The organism is bacterium, assembly GCA_019695335.1.
Taxonomy (GTDB): Bacteria; CLD3; CLD3; order SB21; family SB21; genus JABWBZ01.
On sequence record JAIBAF010000059.1, the window covers coordinates 1 to 21830 of the forward strand.

18 protein-coding genes and 1 tRNA gene are annotated in these 21830 nt (G+C 42.5%); 4 read left to right on the forward strand and 15 right to left on the reverse strand.

What is annotated here, in order from left to right:
- From tuf to K1X84_13295, 7 genes are all read right to left on the reverse strand, one after another.
- Positions 1-125, reverse strand: a 125-nt coding sequence (gene tuf / locus K1X84_13265; protein ID MBX7152605.1) for an elongation factor Tu, incomplete at its 3' end; no start/stop codon positions are given.
- Positions 126-178: 53 nt separating this feature from the next.
- Positions 179-2260, reverse strand: coding sequence for an elongation factor G (gene fusA / locus K1X84_13270; protein ID MBX7152606.1), 2082 nt, complete (start codon positions 2258-2260; stop codon positions 179-181).
- A gap of 46 nt (positions 2261-2306) precedes the next feature.
- The gene (rpsG, locus tag K1X84_13275; GenBank protein ID MBX7152607.1) at positions 2307-2777 is read right to left on the reverse strand and encodes a 30S ribosomal protein S7; all 471 of its coding nucleotides are present in this window, start codon (positions 2775-2777) and stop codon (positions 2307-2309) included.
- A gap of 44 nt (positions 2778-2821) precedes the next feature.
- Positions 2822-3205 (reverse strand): 30S ribosomal protein S12, encoded by a 384-nt coding sequence (rpsL, locus tag K1X84_13280; GenBank protein ID MBX7152608.1) that lies wholly within the window; start codon positions 3203-3205, stop codon positions 2822-2824.
- Positions 3206-3486: 281 nt separating this feature from the next.
- Positions 3487-3559 (reverse strand) — tRNA-Lys (locus tag K1X84_13285).
- Between the two features lie 116 nt (positions 3560-3675).
- Positions 3676-7995 (reverse strand): PAS domain S-box protein, encoded by a 4320-nt coding sequence (locus tag K1X84_13290; protein MBX7152609.1) that lies wholly within the window; start codon positions 7993-7995, stop codon positions 3676-3678.
- 9 nt (positions 7996-8004) lie between these two features.
- Positions 8005-8736: a DUF481 domain-containing protein gene (locus tag K1X84_13295; protein MBX7152610.1), complete on the reverse strand. Its 732-nt coding sequence runs from the start codon at positions 8734-8736 to the stop codon at positions 8005-8007.
- Between the two features lie 215 nt (positions 8737-8951).
- Between K1X84_13295 and K1X84_13300 the strand changes: the two genes are divergently transcribed.
- Positions 8952-9725, forward strand: a complete 774-nt coding sequence (locus K1X84_13300; GenBank protein MBX7152611.1) for a TSUP family transporter — start codon at positions 8952-8954, stop codon at positions 9723-9725.
- A 140-nt stretch (positions 9726-9865) separates the two neighbouring features.
- Positions 9866-10633: a type III pantothenate kinase gene (locus K1X84_13305; GenBank protein ID MBX7152612.1), complete on the forward strand. Its 768-nt coding sequence runs from the start codon at positions 9866-9868 to the stop codon at positions 10631-10633.
- Positions 10634-10635: 2 nt separating this feature from the next.
- Here K1X84_13305 and K1X84_13310 read toward each other — a convergent pair whose 3' ends face one another.
- The 5 genes from K1X84_13310 to glpD all read right to left on the reverse strand — a co-directional run bounded on the left by K1X84_13310 (position 10636) and on the right by glpD (position 15782).
- Positions 10636-11145 (reverse strand): hypothetical protein, encoded by a 510-nt coding sequence (locus K1X84_13310; protein MBX7152613.1) that lies wholly within the window; start codon positions 11143-11145, stop codon positions 10636-10638.
- 22 nt (positions 11146-11167) lie between these two features.
- Complete coding sequence (locus K1X84_13315) at positions 11168-11686, reverse strand: hypothetical protein (GenBank protein MBX7152614.1); 519 nt, start codon at positions 11684-11686, stop codon at positions 11168-11170.
- A 2-nt stretch (positions 11687-11688) separates the two neighbouring features.
- Entirely contained in the window at positions 11689-12621 is a 933-nt protein-coding gene (locus K1X84_13320; GenBank protein ID MBX7152615.1) for a hypothetical protein, read from the reverse strand.
- A 59-nt stretch (positions 12622-12680) separates the two neighbouring features.
- Positions 12681-13988, reverse strand: coding sequence for a hypothetical protein (locus K1X84_13325; protein ID MBX7152616.1), 1308 nt, complete (start codon positions 13986-13988; stop codon positions 12681-12683).
- A gap of 189 nt (positions 13989-14177) precedes the next feature.
- Positions 14178-15782 (reverse strand): glycerol-3-phosphate dehydrogenase, encoded by a 1605-nt coding sequence (glpD, locus tag K1X84_13330; protein MBX7152617.1) that lies wholly within the window; start codon positions 15780-15782, stop codon positions 14178-14180.
- Positions 15783-15867: 85 nt separating this feature from the next.
- Between glpD and K1X84_13335 the strand changes: the two genes are divergently transcribed.
- Complete coding sequence (locus K1X84_13335) at positions 15868-16449, forward strand: DoxX family membrane protein (GenBank protein ID MBX7152618.1); 582 nt, start codon at positions 15868-15870, stop codon at positions 16447-16449.
- Positions 16450-16452: 3 nt separating this feature from the next.
- On the opposite strand, the gene K1X84_13340 is transcribed toward K1X84_13335, so the two are convergent.
- Both K1X84_13340 and moaA read right to left on the reverse strand, forming a co-directional pair.
- Positions 16453-17295 (reverse strand): hypothetical protein, encoded by an 843-nt coding sequence (locus tag K1X84_13340; GenBank protein MBX7152619.1) that lies wholly within the window; start codon positions 17293-17295, stop codon positions 16453-16455.
- Positions 17296-17315: 20 nt separating this feature from the next.
- Entirely contained in the window at positions 17316-18308 is a 993-nt protein-coding gene (moaA, locus tag K1X84_13345; GenBank protein MBX7152620.1) for a GTP 3',8-cyclase MoaA, read from the reverse strand.
- A gap of 142 nt (positions 18309-18450) precedes the next feature.
- On the opposite strand from moaA, the gene K1X84_13350 reads away from it, so the two are divergent.
- On the forward strand, positions 18451-19164 hold the full coding sequence (locus tag K1X84_13350) for a response regulator (GenBank protein MBX7152621.1): 714 nt from the start codon (positions 18451-18453) through the stop codon (positions 19162-19164).
- A gap of 77 nt (positions 19165-19241) precedes the next feature.
- Here K1X84_13350 and K1X84_13355 read toward each other — a convergent pair.
- On the reverse strand, positions 19242-21830 hold a 2589-nt coding region (locus K1X84_13355), incomplete at its 5' end, for a BamA/TamA family outer membrane protein (GenBank protein MBX7152622.1).

Here is a 21830-nt window from a genome sequence, read left to right on the forward strand (position 1 = left end):
GCCCACCCTTTTTGGGCCAGCACCATGGTGATCGCTGCCGTCAGCGTCGTCTTTCCATGATCCACGTGTCCGATCGTTCCCACGTTCACGTGCGGCTTTGAACGATTAAATTTCTCTTTTGCCATGTGTTTGTCCTCCAGATTCCGATGTGGAATTTGAATTGGTTAAGGTTTTAAACTTAAGCTTTTACTTTTTCTAACAATTGCTCTTCAACTGATTTTGGAACAGGATCATAATGATGGAATTGCATCGTATAGATCGCACGACCTTGAGTCGCTGACCGCAACGTCGTTGCATAACCAAACATTTCGGCCAACGGCACATACGCATTCACAACCTGCGCGTCTTTTCGCTGTGACATGCCAATGATCTGACCACGGCGTGAGTTGAGATCGCCCATGACAGCGCCGAGATAATCTTCCGGAACGACTACTTCAACGTCCATAATCGGTTCAAGAATGATACCACCGGCTTTTTTCACACCGGCTTGTAATGCCATTGATCCGGCAATTTTAAATGCCATTTCACTCGAATCGACGTCGTGATATGAACCGTCGAATAATTTTACTTTAATGTCTTCCAACGGAAAACCAGCCAAAACGCCATTTTTCATGGCTTCGCGGATACCTTCGTCTACTGGTTTAATCCATTCTTTCGGAATAACACCGCCCACTATGGCATTGGTAAATTCATATCCTTTGCCACGTTCATTAGGTTCTATTTCAATCCAAACGTGTCCGTATTGACCACGACCGCCCGATTGGCGAACAAATTTACCTTCGACTTCGACTTTTTTGGTAATACCTTCTTTATACGCAACCTGAGGTTTACCAACATTGGCTTCCACTTTAAATTCACGAAACATACGATCCACAAGAATTTCAAGGTGAAGTTCACCCATACCTTTGATGATCGTCTGGCCGGTCTCTTCATTGGTCGCAACTTTGAATGTCGGATCCTCTTCCGATAACTTACTCAAAGCTTCTGATAATTTTTCCTGATCCGCTTTCGTTTTCGGTTCGATCGCAACTTCGATCACCGGATCGGGGAAATCCATTTTCTCCAATAAAATCGGAGCGTCCTCTTCACACAATGTGTCGCCGGTTCTGGTAAATTTCAATCCGACAGCTGCGCAGATATCGCCAGCATAACACGCATCAATATCTTCACGGTGATTGGCGTGCATTTGCAGTACTCGTCCTACGCGTTCTTTTTTACCAGAAACAACATTTAATACATACGAACCGGCTTTCAGCATGCCCGAATAAACACGAATAAATGTCAACTTACCGACATAAGGATCGGTCATGATTTTAAATGCCAATGCACAGAATTTTTCATTATCGTCGATTTTGCGTTCGACAACTTTGCTATGATCATCCGGATGATGACCTTTGAGGACTCCGCCTTCGAGAGGATTGGGTAAATACGCCAAAACCGCATCGAGAAGACGTTGCACGCCTTTGTTCTTGAATGATGAGCCACAGAGAACCGGCGTGATCGCACATTGAAGCGTTCCCTGGTGCAACGCTTTCATAATTTCTTGTTTTGAAATTTCTTCACTGTTCAGATATTTTTCCATCAAGCCTTCGTCATAGTCGGCAATTTGCTCCAGCATAAACTGACGAGCACTTACGGCTTTATCCATAAGATCTTTCGGAATTTCAATTTCATCCCAACGCATACCTTGTGAGGCCTCATCAAACACAATCGCCTTCATTTCAATCAGATCAATCACGCCGTTGAACATATCGCCTTCACCCATAGGGAAGGTGATCGGCACAGGATGCGCGCCGAGACGCTCTTTCATCATATTAACTACATTGAAGAAATCAGCGCCAATACGATCCATTTTGTTAACAAAGGCAATGCGAGGAACACCGTATTTATCGGCCTGACGCCAAACCGTTTCCGACTGCGGCTCTACACCACCTACAGCACAGAATAGCGCAACAGCGCCGTCGAGAACGCGCAATGAGCGCTCGACTTCGACAGTAAAATCAACGTGACCCGGCGTATCAATAATATTGATGCGATGATTTTTCCAAAAACAGGTTGTCGCAGCAGAAGTAATCGTAATACCGCGTTCTTTTTCCTGTTCCATCCAGTCCATCGTTGCCGCGCCGTCGTGCACTTCACCGATACGGTGAAGAACGCCGGTATAATATAGAATGCGCTCCGTCGTCGTGGTTTTACCCGCATCGATGTGCGCCATGATCCCGATATTTCTCGTTTTTTCTAACGAATATTGTCTGGGCATATTAAAATTTTCGATTTATTTCGAGTTTGTCGTTTTTTGTTTGTTATTACCAACGGAAATGCGCAAATGCCTTGTTGGCTTCAGCCATTTTATGCACATCTTCTTTTTTCTTAACAGCCGCGCCTTCATTATTCGCCGCTGCCATCAGTTCATCGGCCAATTTAATTGCCATGCTTTTTCCGGCACGCAGGCGGGAATAAGTAATCAACCAGCGAATCGCCAGTGTTTGACGTCTTTCAGCGCGCACTTCGACCGGAACTTGATAATTGGCTCCACCGACACGGCGTGAACGAACTTCCAATAAAGGCGAAATGTTTTTGATCGCCTTTTCAAGAGTTTCGATGCCCGGTTTTCCTGTCTTTTTCTCAGTAATTTCTAATGCATCATACATAATACCTTCAGCAACGCCTTTTTTGCCTTGCCACATGATCATGTTGACGATTTTCGAAACCAGCATGCTGTTGAATTTCGGATCCACCGGAATACGGCGTTTGGGAATTCTTCTTCTGCGTGACATAGCTTCCTTTTTACTGTGCTATTAAACTGTTAAAATTTACCGACTTATTTGGCCGCTGCTTTTTGTTTTTTTGTTCCGTACTTTGACCGGCCTTGTTTACGATCTTGTACACCTTGAGTATCAAGCACGCCGCGTACGATGTGATAACGCACACCGGGTAAATCTTTTACACGGCCACCGCGAATTAATACAATGGAGTGCTCTTGTAGATTATGTCCTTCGCCTGGAATATACGCGATTACTTCCATTTTATTTGAAAGGCGAACTTTCGCCACTTTCCGCAAAGCTGAATTCGGCTTTTTGGGCGTGGTCGTATACACGCGGGTGCATACGCCGCGGCGCTGAGGACACTCGTCCAAAGCAGGTGATTTCGTTTTCCAAACTTTCGATTGTCTGCCTTTTCTGATTAACTGCTGTATCGTCGGCATTCGTATACCCTACAATTAAATGTATAGTAATTGTTTTTAAGTAACTTCGTTAACGTAACTTGCGTGAACTCTAACTTGATAAAAATCAGCGGTGTTTTTATCATTGCCTGCTCAACACATGGTGTAGGCAGGTTGAGTATCAACGAGAGGTCGGCAATATAATAGCCGAAGGGTCGAAAGTCAAGTAAAATCTTGAAGTTTGGTAAGTTTTTTTAAGTTTTTTGACCCGAAAAGCTGGAAGAACATGCGCGAAAAACGGATGGAGCGAGATTGGAGTTAAGTGCGTCCACAAGGAATCGAACCTTGAACCTAATGATTAAGAGTCATTTGCTCTGCCAATTGAGCTATGGACGCATGAAAAATAATTTTATAAGAACCATTTGTCCCGACCTGTCGGGACTATGGACGCAAATATTTCATTTTCGAACGGGGCGAATGTATATAAAAACGTTTCCTGAAGCAAGATTTTTTTAAATGGCCGGAGCGAGCATTTCCTTGATGGTTTTAGTCAAAGTTGACATGTCAAACGGCTTGGGAATTACTCCGCTAAATCCATAACTTTTGAAATCAGACATGACAGGATCGTTGGAATAACCACTGATGACGATCGCTTTGATATTCGGATCGAATTTCCGTAACCGCTCCATAGCTTCTTTGCCTCCCATCCCCCCGGGGATGGTCAAATCCATAATCACCAGATCAAACGGTTCTTCGGAAAGTTTAGCCTGTGTATAACAATCGATTGCCTCACGCCCGTCCGATGTCGTCACAATTACATAGCCGGATCGCCTAAGCATTTGAGTCATAATATTCCGTATGTCTTCTTCGTCATCCATGATGAGTATCTTACCAGCACCTGAAAATTTTGTTTCGGAACGAACTGGCTCCACTTTAACCTCACGTTCAATCGCCGGAAGATATACAGTAAACGTTGTTTGTTTACCCAATTCCGATTGAACGGCAATAAATCCATCGTGATTTTTAATAATCGAATAGGATGTAGCCAGCCCTAATCCGCTGCCTTTTTGTTTAGTAGTAAAATACGGATCAAAAATTTTCTGTAAATGTTCCGGAGGAATGCCAATACCGTGATCGGTAATAGCAATTTGCAAATACGTGCCTTCCGGCAAAGGCAATCCCATTGCCGTCGTAATCTGCAGATTTCCCGCCGATACATCGATTTTTCCTCCTTCCGGCATCGCCTGCACCGCATTGAGAATCAGATTGTGAATGACCTGGCTGATTTGGCCCTGATCAACTTCCACCGGCCATAATTCCGAGGCAATCGAATAATGACAACTAATATTGGAGCCTCGCAATGCAAATTCGGAAGAATCTTTAATCAATTCTTTAATCGATCCGGCGCTCTTGACTGGCGCGCCGCCTTTAGAAAAGGTCAACAATTGTTGTGTGAGATCGCGTGCACGCATGGAAGCTTTTTCTGCCTCGGTAATTCGTTTTTGGATTTCCCCAGGTTTTTCAATAACCATCTTCATCAATGATAAATTTCCAAGAATCGCCGTCAGAATATTATTGAAGTCATGGGCAATTCCGCCTGCAAGAATACCTACTGACTCCAACTTACTGGCTTTGATCCGCTCTTGTTCCAATTTGTTTCGTTCGGTGATATCCCTGAATACTAACACCGCTCCGATAACATGATTTTCAGAATCTAAAATCGGCGCAGCGCTGTCGGAGATCAATCGATGGGTACCGTCTTTGGCGATCAACGCCGTATGATCTTTTAATTCTTTAGGACTTCCGCTCTTCAAAACTCCATACACAGGATTAGCGACGCGTTCTCCCGTTCTCTCCCTGATAATATTAAAGACGTCTTCAATCGGTTTGTCCATCGCATCATCACTTGTCCATCCGGTTAGTTGTTCGGCCACTTTGTTCAACAGCACAATCTTCCCCAAAATATCCGTTGTGATGACTCCATCACCAATGGAACGCAGTGTAACGGCCAATTGTTCTTTTTCGGCAGCCAGAGCTGCTTCAGCACGTTTACGCTGCGTAATATCATAATATACGCCTTGTACAGCCGGTTTATTATGCCAGGTAATTTCCGCCACAGACACCTCAATATAAACATGCCGGCCGGCTTTGGTTAATGCCTGCATTTCGTACTTGGGTATTACCGGTAAACCCTTCATCCGTTTTTCCATCCGCTCACGAACCAATTCCCAACTCTCCGGAGCGATCAGAGTCATATAATCAAATTTTTCATTGAGGACTTCTTCGCGTCTGTATCCGAAAAGTTCTTCCCACGCAGCATTGACCAGCACGACTTTGTTATGTTGCAATACATAAACCGGATTGGAGGATTGCTCTACCAAAGCCCGATACTGCTGCTCGCTTTCAAGCAAAGCTTGTTCGGCTTTTTTCCTCAAAGTAACATCACGGGAATTGACTACAATACCCGCAACGACCGGATCATTGAGCATGTTATGGCCGGTAACTTCGAGAATGCGCCAAGAACCATCTTTGTGAATAAATCTGAATTCTTCATTGATAACTTTGCGCGCGCTGGCAGCTCCTTGCCGGAAAGTCTCGTTCAATCGCTCCCGATCTTCGGGATGAACGAATTCCGTAATGTGACGGCCAACTAATTCATCAGGACTAAATCCAAAAATTCGTGCAATCGACGGGCTTTCGTACCGAACTGTGCCATCCGCATTAAGAATCGTAATAATATCGAGTGCGTTTTCAATAAGTACACGGTAATAACGCTCACTGCGTGTCACCGCTGCTTCAATACGTTTGCGCTCGGTGACATCGCGCGCAAAAACCGAAGCGCCGGTAATTTTTCCATTGCTGGTAATAATCGGATTAAAAGACACGTCAACATCTTGCGACTTTCCCGCATATTCAAAATGGTCGGAAACCGTGAAGCTCTCACCTTTCAATAAAACGCGATCGTACCGTTCTTTCCAGGTATCTCTTAAATTGTCAGGAATGACTTCCAACACGTGCATGCCGGGTTCAAGTGTAATACCAAATGCCTGCTGAAAACTATCCTTAAAAATTGAATTAATGGTGATAATGCAATAATGTTCATCGAGCGACCAAATTGAATCTTTGGTATTCTCAATAATGGCCAGTAAGCTCGCCTGATTGTGCTGCAACTCTTCAGCGGCTTTACGTCGCTCCGTAATGTCTCGTGAGTTGACAACGATACCATTGACTCCCGGTTCATGCAAAAGATTGCGGCCCGTACTTTCCAGCATACGCCAAGAACCATCCCGGTGATGAAACCGGTACTCGACCGTGGCGGTTGTATTGGGAATTTTTGCAAGCGACATAAATAAATTTTTAACACGTTCCATATCGTCTTTGTGTACAAATTCGAACGCATTATTCCCAACCAATTCACTCACGCCGTACCCGAGTACTTTCTCTATAGACGGACTTTCATATAAAATTTTTCCTTCAGCATTCAGAATCGTTACGATATCAGTCGAATGTTCGATAAGAGAACGGTAATATTGCTCGCTGCGTGCCAGCGCTTCTTCTGCTGTCCGACGCTCAGTAATATCACGTTGGGTTCCCCAGACTTGCGTCAGATAACCGCTTTCAATAAACCCGGTTGCATTATTCAGAAAATATTTCGGATGGCCAAATTTATCAACTTCATGAGATTCCTGATCAAAATACCTGTAACCACCGTGAATAAAGTTTCTCATGTATTCGACGTTATGCGGATCGCTTGACAATAACAATTGATTGATCGGAACGCCAATGGCATCCGCTTGCGTTTCGAACCCATACATGTGCGCCATACTCAGATTGCATTCGGCAATAAAAGCATGTTTAAAAAATAATTGAATTTGTTCGTCCTCGGGTAAGGCCGTTGATACCGGAGGGCGCAATTCAACCCGGTAAATTCCTTCAGCACTGTATGCAATAAATTGACGGTAGCGCTCCTCGCTTTCACGCAGAGCCGCTTCCGCTTTTTTACGTTCTTCAATTTCTTTGATCAGTTGTTCATTAGCCGTTTTAAGTTCATTCGTACGCTCTTCCACCCTTAGCTCCAACTCGTCAAGGGTTTTACGCAGTTCATCTTCAGCTTTTTTACGACTGAAGAAACCGGGGATTTCATACGTCGAAACTTTTTTGGCAACCTGGAGATTAGTTTTTAGATACGACTGAATGCGCGTTTCAATTCGGTTGGGATGAGCCATGATAAAACGGCAATGATCATCGCCTTTCGCTTTGCATAAAATTTCAGATGCTACGAGTTTAACGCCGAAACTTTCTTCGCACCAACCCGATGAATATCCTGCATTCATGATACATACGGGGAAATGGACCTTTTTTTTGGCTTGCAGCCATGCATCGGATTCAAATGAATACGGGTGGTCATAGACAAGATAGAATTCTTCATCCGGCGATGGCTGGCTTTCAGGATGAATATCGACAAACGCCCATCCCGCATGTGCAAAATGAATGGGACCGGCTGAAAGCTTTTCAATCGGATCTTTGAGGTGAAGTTGTGAATGAAAATTTCTGGCATCGGCAACACCAATCGCGTGGGCTACGTCAAAAAGCAAGCTCCGAGCTACAGCCAGCGCTTCCTCTTCACTTTTGTCGCGATACGTATTTTTGATCAATTCAAAAAATTCAACCGACATGGATGCGGCGCGAACGTAAATATACCGTTGGCCAAAAATCTGGATGGTACCTTCCTCAGCATTTTCTTTGCGTTCCTGAAAATACCGGCTGACAAATTCCTGCGCCTTCTCGAAAATCGGTTCGAATTCTTTCGGAACTTTGACCGTTTTTAACATGCATCCTCTTTAAAAAATCACACTAATGCCGTTTTGTATATCCAGATCATAACGACGGACATCTTCCGGCGGTTGCCGGTCATATCTGAAATTCAAGGTTGTAGTAAACGCAAGGTGTTTTGTGATATTTACGCCTAAAACGCTTTCTACTAAAATCCGGTAATCGGAAATATGTTGCGTATCAAACTGATAATATCCCGTACCGGTCATCGTCACCATTTCATTCCACTGCCAACGGAAAGAAAGATAATTCGTCGAGCGCAAAAGACGCGTATCCGGCTCCAATCCGTCATATTCCTCCCATTCGCCCATCAGGCCGATACCGGCATTGAGCCGAAAAAAATGTCTGGCCGATGCTGCCGTATCCGTTTCTACAACCTCCATTCTCAGCCCACCGCCGATCAATTCGCGGCTTTTCAATAAAATAAAATCATTAAATTCTTTTTGAGTAAACAACTCCGCCTTCCATTTTTCAGAAAACGATCTCATCGTACGGACATGCACAAAACCCTTATTGATAAAAACATCCCCGTCTTCCATACTGCGTTGGTAGTTACCGGCCAGAAAAGAATAATAATGATTGGATGCATAATCGGTTCTTGCAAAGCCTCTTAAATTAAGAACGCTGGAATTACCAGAAACATAACCGGCGCTAAGAGTCAGTAAATGGTGCCAACCTTGCCCCAATTCCATCCGACGCATACTCTCGGTATTGACCTGCGCCTGAAGGGATGTTAGCATAAATGCTATCCAAAAAGAAAAATATATCCTCTGCATCGATCACTAAAAGGTCATTTTATTCTGATAAGTGGGTGACAACTGCTTGTGCGGAGCAATATAACCAAAAGGACTGCGCAATACAATAATTTTGCTGTTTTGATCGTTTGCATTCGTAACTTGCAATTATGAACTACTATGTTTAGAATCTGAAAAAATAACTGATTCAAATTCAACCCATGGAATATTTTCTAATTGGATTGGCCGCAGCGGTTACTTCGGCGCTGACACTTTTTTCGGGTTTTGGATTAGGTACCTTACTTATGCCTGTGTTTGCCGTCTTTTTTCCGCTGGATGTTGCTATCGCTCTCACTGCAATCGTTCATTTGTTAAATAATGTTTTTAAATTATTTCTTGTAGGCTCGAAAGCGCATCGTGGAGTTGTCATCCGTTTTGGGTTACCGGCAATTGCAGCGGCGTTCGCCGGCGCATGGTTACTGACTTTTTTGGAAAATTTGCAGCCATTTATCTCATATGAATTATTAGGAAAAACGCTTTTAATTCTGCCTCAAAAAATATTCGTAGCATTGATCATGATTTTTTTTGCTGTTTTTGAGCTCATTCCGTCGTTAGCCGGAAAGACATTCGATCAGAAATATCTGCTTGCCGGAGGATTACTGAGCGGATTTTTCGGAGGATTGTCAGGACACCAAGGCGCGTTACGGAGCGGGTTTCTGATCCGGAGTGATTTATCTAAAGAAAGTTTCATAGGTACCGGCGTATTCGTCGCATGCCTTGTTGACTTATCGAGATTAAGTGTTTATGGAAATCATTTTTTGCGCCACGGTTTAGGAGAGAATGCGATGCTGCTTTCTGTAGCCTCATTCTGTGCATTTACCGGCGCATGGGTCGGTAATCATTTTATTAAAAAAGTTACTCTGCGCTCGATTCAAATGATCGTTTCAATTTTATTATTTTTAATTGCCATCGCTTTAGCAGCCGGAGTCATTTAAGATAACGAATGCAAACCGAATCACACGACTTTGCTCTTGTGTTTTTTGATTCTATCATCAGATCATTACAATTTCCGATTGCATTTTACTCTTTCGGCATGTAAGTTTTTACAAAAATTATTTTAATAACGTAACCACACATGCTTTTAACCATCGATATCGGTAATACGCACACGGTATTGGGAATCTACCAAGAGGAATCCTTGCTGGCGCATTGGCGCCTGACCAGTACCAACAGTAAAACAGAAGATGAAGTATTTGCTTTGTTTACTTTTTTTTGTGAACAAAAAAGCATCGACATTCGAAAAATCAATGGAATTATTATCAGTTCAGTCGTTCCTGAACAGACACCGGTTTATGCGCGGATGGGCGAAAGCTATTTTTCGATCAAACCTTTTGAAGTCAGCGCGCATTTAGACTGCGGTTTGAAGATTTTATACGACAATCCTTTTGCTGTCGGCGCCGATCGTATTTGCAATGCAGTAGCGGGTTTGCATAAATACGGCGGTCCTATCGTAATTGTCGACTTCGGCACGGCGACGACATTCGATTGCGTCAGCGCCAATGCCGAATATCTCGGCGGGCTCATCATGCCCGGCATCGAAACCGCTTCAATCGACCTTCACAAACGCGCCGCCAAATTGCCTAAGGTCGATCTGACATTTCCAGACAAACTCATTGCGACGAACACAACGGACAGCATGCGGGCGGGAATCATGTACAGCGCCGTCGATGGCGTGGATGGAATTTTAAAGCGATTAAAAAAAGAAATGGGCGACAAAACACAAATCATCGGAACCGGCGGACTTGCTCGTGTGATCGTTGAAAAATCAGAGTTACTAAAAATTGTCGAACCGCACATGGTGCTCGAAGGACTACGCTTGATCTATGAGAGAGTGAAAAAATAAGCTTAAAATTTATAACCAACTCCCAACTTGAGTTCACCGGCCTCTAAAAGATTAGGGTTTTCTTGATAAATATCTTTCCTTCCAAAATACCATCCGAAAAAGTTCACTTCAGAATAGAGTATAATTTTTCTATAAAGTGGGGTTACGTAGCCCAATCCCAATGATTGTCTGAAAAACTTATCATCGAGCAATAACGATGAACCTCTGTAAAAGAATGATAAATCCGATTTTACATACAAACGGCGCTGACCTGTAGTTAATAAATCATAACCTACGGTTACTCCGAGTTGGTGGGTTTTAATTTCCTGCGGACGGTATCCGTAGGCCAGGCCAGTATGTAGCTTTGGCGCGATAGGAATTTGTAAACCTAAAAAAAGATATTCTTCTCCTTCAGCAAATGACCATGCAGAACCGGTAACGATTCTTACGCGACTCCATTCACGTTCCTGACCTTGAAGAAAATTGTAAGATGCGTATACCAATAAATAAATAACTATCAAAACTTGCTTCATTGTTCGATTCCTGCATTTTGTATTAGAATGTATAACCGATGCCTATTTTTGCCTCACTAGCCTTGTAAATCACAAAATCTTGATAATTCGGATCACTTTTTGAGCGCCCGTAATAAAAGCCAAACATATTGAGCTCAACATCCAAAATTACTCTCCGATACGCGCGAACTAAATAGCCAACGCCAAAAGAATGGCGAAAGAAGCGGCTGTCGAGATAACCTGCTGGGTTTTTTGTAAAGTAAGACAAATCTGTTTTCAAAAATAACCGGTGACGATTTGAATGAAGCAAACCATAACCCAAAGTTATTCCGATTTGATGCGTTTTAACTTGCCGCGAAAAATATCCGTAATTTAATCCTGTGTGCAATTTGGGCGAAAGTGGAATTTGTGTTCCCAAGTAAACATAATCTTCATTCCCTTGGCTCCGAAAGTAAGACATGGCCCCGCCTCCGATTACCCGAATTCCTTTCCATTCATCATTTTGACATCTTGCCTCAAAGGACAAGGACAATAAAAGTATCAGAGCAAATAGCGTTTTCATAACTACTCCCATTTGGCTTTATAAACCACTTTCTTTCTATCCGCTGTATAATTCCCAAAAACACCCACTACATCTTTGCCTTTGATATTTGACCTCTTTTCAATCGGAATATCATATAAAGTAATGTCCCAATCACCAAACTCGGATGTCATGCCATGACCGTGTGGCTGGTGAAATAGTCCATAAGCGCTGTCAATAGCTCGGTATTCATAATTGACTGTGACAAAATCAGCGCGAGTTGTGTCAAATTCATCTTTGACAAAAATTACTGCGTCATATTGTTCATTTTGAAAAGAATAGGCGCTGACTGTAAAAGAAAAATTATTTGAAGCTCTTTCCATAATGTAATAAATTGCTTTTTCAATCTTATTTGTTCCAATTAAAATTGTGTCCGCGTAAAATAGTCCAGCTTCTTTGTACGGTTTAACAATGGTGGTATCTGCAAATTCATTTATGATTTGAATTGGCTGAAGAATCTGAGTCTGAGCCGTAAAAACTCTGCTATTCTTTTTTTGAACCTTTAAAGTATACATACCTAAAGGAACTATCCTTAACTCTCTGTTCACATCACGATAAATTCCCCGATCAATATAAGTCAGTTGAACCGATTGTCCTTCGCCTTCGATCGTGACTGTGGCATCAGGATCATATTCATAGTAAGCAATATAAAACTGGCGTGTATTGATCATAAGTTCCTTGAGAAGCGAATCTTGCATACCCCAGACGTAATAAATATTATGAATGTCGGCTGGCACCAATTGGCCTACAAAAACTTCAATCGCATTTTCCCGAACAAAACCATTGGACGAATCCGGAGCGAGTAGGCCTAACACAATATCTTTTTTCTCCTGAATACGTGAGTCGGGGTAGTATTCTTTATAACACGATTGACATGAGATAACAGTTAATAAAGTAAAAGTCAGATAATATTTCATGATTAAAACCTAAAAAATAATCTCTCGGTAGTTATCGATGTTAATTATTAAATTGATTTCTATTGTGCGAAATACCTGAAGCGATAATTAATGTCATCAAGCCCGCCATTGGTAGCTTGATTGGTTTCAAAACGGATCGCTCCACCTGAAGATCGCTGATAAATACTCGCAGAAGTAATTCTATAAACAGCGCCTTCCGAATACGGGTCGTCTTCGTCAACTTCTGCGTAGCCATCCAAGGCATAATGTCCTGGAATATCATCGTCTCTGTGATTGGTTTCGCAATTAAAAGCGTCTGCGTAGATTTTAATTTGCGCTATCACGTTGATTGTTGAAACATATTCGTCAGGGAATTGGCGATGAAACCTTTGCATACTGCCTGAGCCATCATCATCTTCCCAAGGCGTCAAGAAATGGACAAAACCATCGGACAAGCTAATCAAACGAATTGGCACTGAAAATTCGTCACCGAGTTGTTCCCAGTTACCTTCATGATTAACATCCGGAAACTTAACATTAGCACCGCTCGCATCGTTATGATGATTACCGTTAAATAAATCGCGCTGATGGATCAAGCCTCCCAAATTCGGATCGGTCCACCAAAGTTCAAACTCCTCATTGGATAATCCATCTCGTTCAACTTTCAAGTAAACACCTTCGAAACCAAGATATGGTCCCACGGCGGCACTTTTAGACAAAGAAGGTGAATCTTGCGGATCCTCTCCTACAAATTCACGCGTCACGGCGAATAATGGATACGGCGTGTTGGCTTTTAGGTTTGCAATATACTGATTGAATTCATCGTCAATCTGATCGATATCGGCGGCATAGGGCGCTGTCCATATTTCTTCACGAGTTTCATAAACGCCGTTTTGCATCGAAACGATTTGAACCGGAAAGTCCACGTGATCCGATTGGCCATCATAATAGTCGGCCGGATCAGCATAAATTCCGTAAACATCACCTTCTTCAATGGAAGATTTTTGTGCAAAAGCTTCCGCTTGTTTGTTGTTGAACACCTCCATACGAACTTCGTATTTTTCCCCGTCGACCATAATAAACGGCGGAACTTCATCAAGGATTTCCGCCATCGGTAAATTTCCTTTTTTAGCAATTTTTATCAAAAATGATGCCTGAGTTATTTTTTCAAACGTCCGCTTTTGCAGACCGTTTACCTCATTGGATGAAGCAGTTTTCTTAGATAATTCTTCAAGATAGAGGTGAGCTTCTTGACGAGTCAGATTGTCAGAAGAAGCTTTGGAAACAACGGATTCATTTTTAGAATCGCTGCAAGCTGCAACCCAAAAAAGTAACAACAACGTCCATTTCAATTTCCAGAAATGAATTGAGGCGCGCAAAGACAACATAATTCCTCCTATTATTTAAATAACTACCGAGAGATTTAACTACAATAGACTTTGGATTAGGGATTCCTCAACTACATTAGAGATTTCTAATCAAGATAACAAATTACAACTTTCTTAAAACTTTAAAAATGGTTTTGAGCTGATAGTTACACTAATAATTACTAACTTATAAAAATAAAATCAAGATTTTTATTGATGATCCATTAAAAACTCTTCAACATAATTGTTATAAGCCGCTTTTTCTGCATTAATTTTTGCTGTATTCCAATTCAGCATTCGCCCGATTAATTCTGCTGTTCCATCCAAATTACAAAGCCCTACACACTCTCCAAGCCCTGCCGATGTTCGTCTGAGCAGAACGTCATTCAGTGCAACAACCCATTCATTTTTAGCCGCATAAACCAATTGCGCTTTGATGTCGGGCACATGCGAACATACCGTATCGCACAATTCAGGATTAGTCGTACATAATTCGATTATTTTTTCATACTTTGATCCGTAGAGATTAATCAGATGAAAAAAACTTCGTTCTGAAATTTTTACTTGAGCGGGTAGCCGGTCAAATTCCAATCGGCGATAAAATTCTATATTTTCCAAATCACCGCCCGGAAGCAGTTCGTCGGCCGTTCGGCAGGATGAGGATTGGCCCAACTGTTCCGCGACAAAATCGATCATTTCTTCCGAAGCCTGGCGATACGTCGTCAGTTTTCCTCCGACCAATGATACTAAACCCTTTATTCCATCGCGTTGCGCATGATCGACAATAAAATGTTTTCTCGTAATGGCCGACGGTGCGTCTTCGCGCGTATACGGCAGCGGCCGAACGCCTGAAAAAGAAAACACAATGGACGCACGATCTAATTTTACTGTAGGAAAGAGCTCATTAAATTCGGCCAACAAATATTCGATTTCTTCAATATTCGGCCGCAGCGTTTCCAGATCACCTTCAAAACGAATATCGGTTGTTCCGATCAGAAGATATTCATCCTGCCACGGCAAAATAAAAAACGGCCGTCCGTCACTTCTGGCATTGACATAAACGGCTGATGTCATAGTTGGATCAAATTTTTTAACTACGATGTGGCTGCCTTTAGTGCCGCCGATCAGCCGTTCGTTAGACGATTTTAATTGAAGAACTTCATCGACCCATGGACCGGCAGCATTGATTACCATATCGGCTTTAAAAACAGATTCCTGCTGTGTCTGTAAATTTCTCACACGCAAACCGGTCACGCAGCCACGCTCTTTAAGAATTTCTATGACTTTATGATAATTTAAAATTTTTGCGCCATGCCGAACGGACGACTGCAGATTATTCAAAACCAATTTTTCCGGAAATGGACATTGGCAATCACTGTAACTCAAACCGCCAAGCAGATCGTTGTGATTTATAAATGGAAATTTCTGAATTAATTCATTGGAATTTAAAACAACGTGATTGGGCAGCGATTTGTCGTAGGATAATACATCATACGCTGTTAATCCGGCGCGTAATGTCATCAACGCATGCGGCGAATGTTTATACACGGGAATTGTCAGGTCGAGGGAGTGAACATTATGCGGACTGATGCGAAGGAGTATCTCCCGCTCACGAAGCGATTCACGGACAAGGCCAAACTCAAAATGTTCCAAATATCTTAATCCGCCGTGAATCAGCTTACTCGATGTCCAACTCGTGCCGGAACCAAAATCCCCTTTATCAAATAAAGTAACATCGAACCCTCGCATCGCCGCATCACGCGCCATGCCGGCTCCGTTAATTCCGCCACCGATGATCAGGATCTTTTTTGTCATAAAATTAAAACATGTAAAGAAACAAACAGCACCGAACCGACGTAGATTGCCAAAATTTTATTGATCAATTTACACACACGCTACGATGAAATCAGCAAAATTTATTCGATGGATAATCTTTTCGATCCGTGTATTCCTCGGATTGATCTTCTTTACCGCCGGCATGGCCAAATTGACTCAACATTTTCCGGGATTCATCGGACCGGTTTGGTTGGAGGAAAAACTGGCGCCATATGGGCTTGGTTTTTATGCACGATTTATTGCTTATTGCCAGGTTATTGTGGGATGGCTTTTATTGACACAACGTTTCGCCACGCTTGGAGCCATTATGCTTTTCCCTCTTTTACTCAATATCTTTATGGTAACCGTTTCGCTCGAATGGCGCGGAACTCCTTATATTAATTTTTTCCTGCTGATCTTAAACGGAATTCTATTAGCGTACGATTTTGACAAACTAAAATTTATTTTAACTGACGATATAGCCGAGCTTAAACCGATCGGCATTCACAGACCAAGCCGCAAGTCTGACGTTTTTTGGGTCGGAGGATTGCTAATCATTTTGATCAGCATTTCTCTGGTAACTTTAAGCCTATGGGCCATGTATGCCGGCGTTGGAGCGGGTTTTATGATGCTTTTTTGTGCCAGGATGGTGCAAAATAAAAATTAACAATCATTCGCATCGACTGATCGACTGCAATCCTGCTTGTTTCAGATAGTATAAAAAATCAGTAAAGTTTTGTGGACGCGGTTTACCGGACGAAAAATAATAAGTTTTAGTTGCAGCATTGATCGTTAATTTCAGCTCGCATGCATTGGATTGGTAAGATTCCAGGGAATCGAGAACATTGTTATGATTGAAATAACTCATGTACCTTCGCAAAGAATGCCAGTACTCCCACGAAACCGATTGAATTCGCGTATTGTCTCGATAAATGAATATCGAATCAGCTTCACGCTTTACTACAAAATTCTCACCTTCGGTCTTCAATGAAATCTCGTACCGATCATCGAAAGAATAAGTTTTGCAAGAGGTATCCATTTTGGCTAACCGATAAAGTTTCATAGCAGAATCGTTGGGCAAAGGATGGTATCCGGATTGAAAATTAAGCGAAGCTTTGAGTTCGCCATTCCGGATTTCAATATTTTCATCAAAAGATGAGCAGTCATCCATCAGATATGAATCAAACGAATAACTACCTGATTTGGAATAATGATGAAATCCGTTTTCAAGAATCAATCGGATCACGGATTTTGCAGGTTCCTTTTGGGGTGAGATCGTTCCGATCAATTTTGGTTTCGGCGGATTAGAAAGCTTTATTTTTTTATATGAAATGCCGTATTGCTTGATACCGGAAGCTGAGATATGAATTTCGCTAATCGAATACGTAATATCGTGGCAATTTCCGACATCCGCCGCCGCATACGAAGAGTATATAATTTCCCAATCGGAATCGCTATTTTGAGCGCATAAAGAGCTGCAGATAAACATTAATCCAAAAACTTTTAGCCGCATATCCATTGCAGTTAAATTATCTAACCGCCAACCTGTGAAAATACTGTATTGACCTGGATAAGCTCCGAAATGCCGGGCGGATGGCGTTCGGGTTTGTCCGACACGATCTTTTCACGAATCCAATCCGACAATTCCGCATCGGTTTTACCTTCGCGAATAAATTGTTTTACGTCAAGGCCGTCGTTCGAGAACAAACACCATTTTAATTTCCCCAGTGACGTAAGACGGATGCGGTTACACGACGAACAAAAATGATCGGAATAAGGATCGATGAATCCAATTTTGCCACGAAAACCCGGAATCTGAAACACTTTGGCCGGCCCGGTTTTGACTGTATCCATAACCGGTTGCAATTCATATTTCGAAAGTACAATTTGTTTCAGCTCTTCCGTTTTAATAATAAATGCAGAATCGAATGTATTGCCATAATCTCCGGAAGACGGCATGTATTCGATGAAACGGATATGAAACGGATCCTGCCGCGCTAATTCTACAAATTCCAGAATCTCGTCATCATTGATTCCGCGCATGGCTACCATATTAATTTTCACAGGATCCAACCCTTCAGCAAGTGATTTCCAAATGGCCTGCCAAACCTGATCGAATCCATCGAAACGAGCCATTTGTTTAAATTTCTCACGCTGTAAGGTGTCTAGGCTGATATTGATGCGCTGTAAACCGGCCTTCCAGAATTCTTCCACCATGTCGTACAATAAATAGCCATTGGTTGTCATAGCAAAAGAACGCAACGGCAGACGTCCGATTCTCCGGACGAGCTCGGCAATATCTTTACGTACGGTAGGCTCGCCTCCAGTAAGGCGTATTTTTTCAATCCCTAAGTTAACCAGAACACGGACAATTCGTTCGATTTCGTCAAACGTAAGTAATTCATCGCGGGGTACAAATTCCATACCGTCCGAAGGCATACAATAAACACAGCGGAAATTACACCTGTCGGTTACGGAAAGTCTGAGATAGTCTATTTTACGGTTAAAACCGTCGATAAGAGCCATGATGATCGATCATTTATGATTAAAGCAAGCTACTTAATAAAATTCCGAAAATCAAAGATGTTTTTTTGCTTGCATTTCCTTTGTCCCTCCGTTACCTTCTGCACGCACACACCTTGTCCGATCAAAAAACTCTGCTTGTATCATGAAAAAACCACTGATCTTGATTGTCGATGACAATCCACATATTTCAAAACTTATTACGATCAATCTTGAAAAAGAAGGCTATGAAGTGACGCATGCCGCGAACGGCGAAGAAGGATTGCAGAAGCTTGAAGCCGCCAAGCCCGATCTTGTTATCTCCGACGTCATGATGCCAAAAATCGACGGCATTACTATGTGCCAGCAAATCCGTACTCAAAGTAGTCTTCCGATGATACCGTTCATGTTTTTGACGTCGATCGATGCCGACGTGACTTTAAAACGCGGCTTCCGCACCGGCGCCGATCAATATCTCATTAAATCGGAAATCAACAGGGATGTCTTGCTGGCTAAAATTAATGATATGTTAAAACACGTCAATAAATTGGCTCAAATCGATGCTTCCGGCAATACGATTCAAGGCGATTTGTCTGAACTCAGTTTGGTTGAAATCATTCAATTACTCCATATTCACAAAAAAACCGGCACGTTGACCATCCGGCGTCAGTTTTATCCTGAAGCAACGATTGTCGCCGATCAGGGCGAAATTATCCACGCTACATTAGGCGAAGACCTGAACGAAAAAGTTTTACAGACTATTGCTGTTTGGAAACGCGGAGAATTTGTTTTTACTCAATCCGATACCGACGCCTTTCCACGATCAATCAAAACCTCTACGATCAATTTGATCCTTGAAAGCTGCCGCACAGCCACATAATTACTTGCTTTGAAATTTAAAATAAAAAACCCTCGAGAAAAAATCTTCGAGGGTTTTTATTTTTCAGAGCTTATGAATTAGAAATCTGATCCGATTGAAAAGTAATGTTTGACATCACCGGCATTAAAACGTGGACTATTGATATTCCAAGCCAGGTCATACCGGAGAATAAAGAAACCTACGAATGCGCGTAAACCAAATCCATATCCTGCACGAATATCCTGAAAATATTTAGTTCCATCGGCTAACTTGGGCGTGTACCAATTGAATTTTTTGGCATTTTCCTGAATATTGCCGAAGCGATCACGATATCCGTAATTGCTACCCCACGCCGCGCCGACATCAAGAAACGTTACGCCGCGAATTTGCTGCAAAAACAACGGTAGCGGAAATCCCAATTGTAGAAAATGTACGAACGGAAATCGGAATTCAAAATTCGTTACGACGTAGCGTGTACCTTGCAATTCATAATAATCACTGCCGCGAACCGGCGAAACAAAGGTCGCAAGAAAATCTTCAAACGTATTTACGACAATGTCGCCGTTGGTAAAACGCGGTGCAATCCAATTATCCAATCCGCCGACGAAGAAACGTTGTGGGTTCCGTCCATAGGTCGCGCCACCACTCGCCCTCAAAGCAAATGCATAATATTTTTGGAACCAAAAATATTTACGCATATCCAAAGCAACTGTCGTAAAACGGAGTCCGTTTTCTCCATAACCCGGGCTCGTCGTAACTGACAATTGTGCACGCTGCCCGTCAAATGGACCGAAATAAGTATTCAATGAATTGTCCGTCGTAAACGCGGCTGTTATAATTGTATTATTAGAATGCCGCGTAGCGCCAAGACCCGGAATATCTTTTTTATTAATACCCAAATCGTTGGCCACTGAAGTTTCCCGGGCTAAAGTAAATTGCGTCACTCCGAGATCAAATCGGTTAAATTTATTGAGCGGCCTTGATGCAAACAGGGATGCGCCATAATACCGGTAGCGAATAAAGCTATCGGCGTAACCATCGGATGAATTCGGATCCGGCGGATCGACAAACTCATTGACGAAGTCCGTCGCAAAAGAATAGGCTGTGTGGAACGCGCTAATACCGTAATCCGTTCGTCGAGAAAAATTATAATACGCGCCGGAAAAACTGCTGTTTTTGAGGTCGAAGAATAAATTGGTTCCGAAAATCAGCCGGTGATCGCCTAACATATCACTGAATGCAAGTTGAGTCGTCCCCTGGAATCCGTAGAATGTATTAAAACCTGCTGTGCCAAACACAAGATCAGGAGAAAACTTGATCCGATACTTTCGAACTTTATAGTCGCCGCTGTCGTCTTTGTAGATTTTTTCAGGGAGTACGACCGGAGTGTAATCCTCCGAATCTTTACTGATTCCTTCATTGCCAGCAAAAACATAACTCCGATAAGACACATCCTGTTGAGTAACCTTCACGCCGGCTGAATCTATATAAGAAACGCTATCGCCTCCAAAAAATACACTTGTGACTTCTTCCGAATCTTTTTTGATAATTTTAGATTTGCCGAGTCCTAATTCATCACTCAATGTCTGCGGCAAATCGTTGTCTTTACGAAATTTCTTCATTGAAATCGTGATCGGTAAATCAACCGCAGGAATTTCAAAAGGGTTTTTCAGTGTAAAAAGATCGAATCCGCTTTTGTTAAATCCCGTAAACGCCACAATTTTTCCGTCTTTGCTCAAAGACGGCTGAAAAATTCCACTCAACGTATTGGTAATCGCATAATTTTTCTTGTTCACCAAATCGGCAACATACAAGTTGTTGACGCCATTACGATCGGATGTAAATAACAGTTTTGTATTATCCGGACCCCATTCCGGCCAAGTATCGTTCATTTCGTCGGTCGTAATGCGTTCCATGTCAGTACCGTCGCCGTTCATGATGTAAATGTCTGTCTGGCGGTAATCAAAATCGCTCATTTTGAAGTTTTCTGCCTGTTTGCTAATGTAATCGCGCCGATCGGAAACGAAAGCGATCTTGGTTCCATCTCGACTAAAAACAGCCCGCGTGTCGCTGAAAAGATCATCGGTCAGTTTGGTCTTTTCTTTTTCCTCAAGATCAAAAACATAAATATCGCTCTGTCCGTGATACATACCATTAAAGACAATCCGTTTGCTGTCCGGACTCCATGAGCCGCCGAAGACGCCTTCCAAATCATCCCATTTATAACTGCTGATTTTTCCTGTTTCAACTTCTAAAATGGTCAACGCATCTTTGTCGCTGGCTTTGGCAGAAAATACAAGTTTCTTCCCGTCCGGACTCCAACCCATACCGGGGCTCAGCCAGTGTAATTCTTCAAGACTTGGATTTTTTTCGCCCGAAACCAGTTTTTTGATAAACCTTCCGTCGATCGCCGAAATCAAATCGATGTCGGCATAGCCTGATTTATCGGTAAGGTATGCAATTTTATCGCCGAGCGGCGACAATGTCGGCGTATAATTGTAAAAATTACCGTCACGGTCATGGCGCGTCAATTGTTTACCTATTTCTTTGACGGAAACCATATTGGCAATATCGGGATAATAGATTTTGCGCTGATACATCGCCCATTTTTCGGAGAACTCATCGATCTTCATGCCGAAGGTGGATTCAAATGATCCGGGAGCCGTTCCGGCGGCACGCAATTTCGT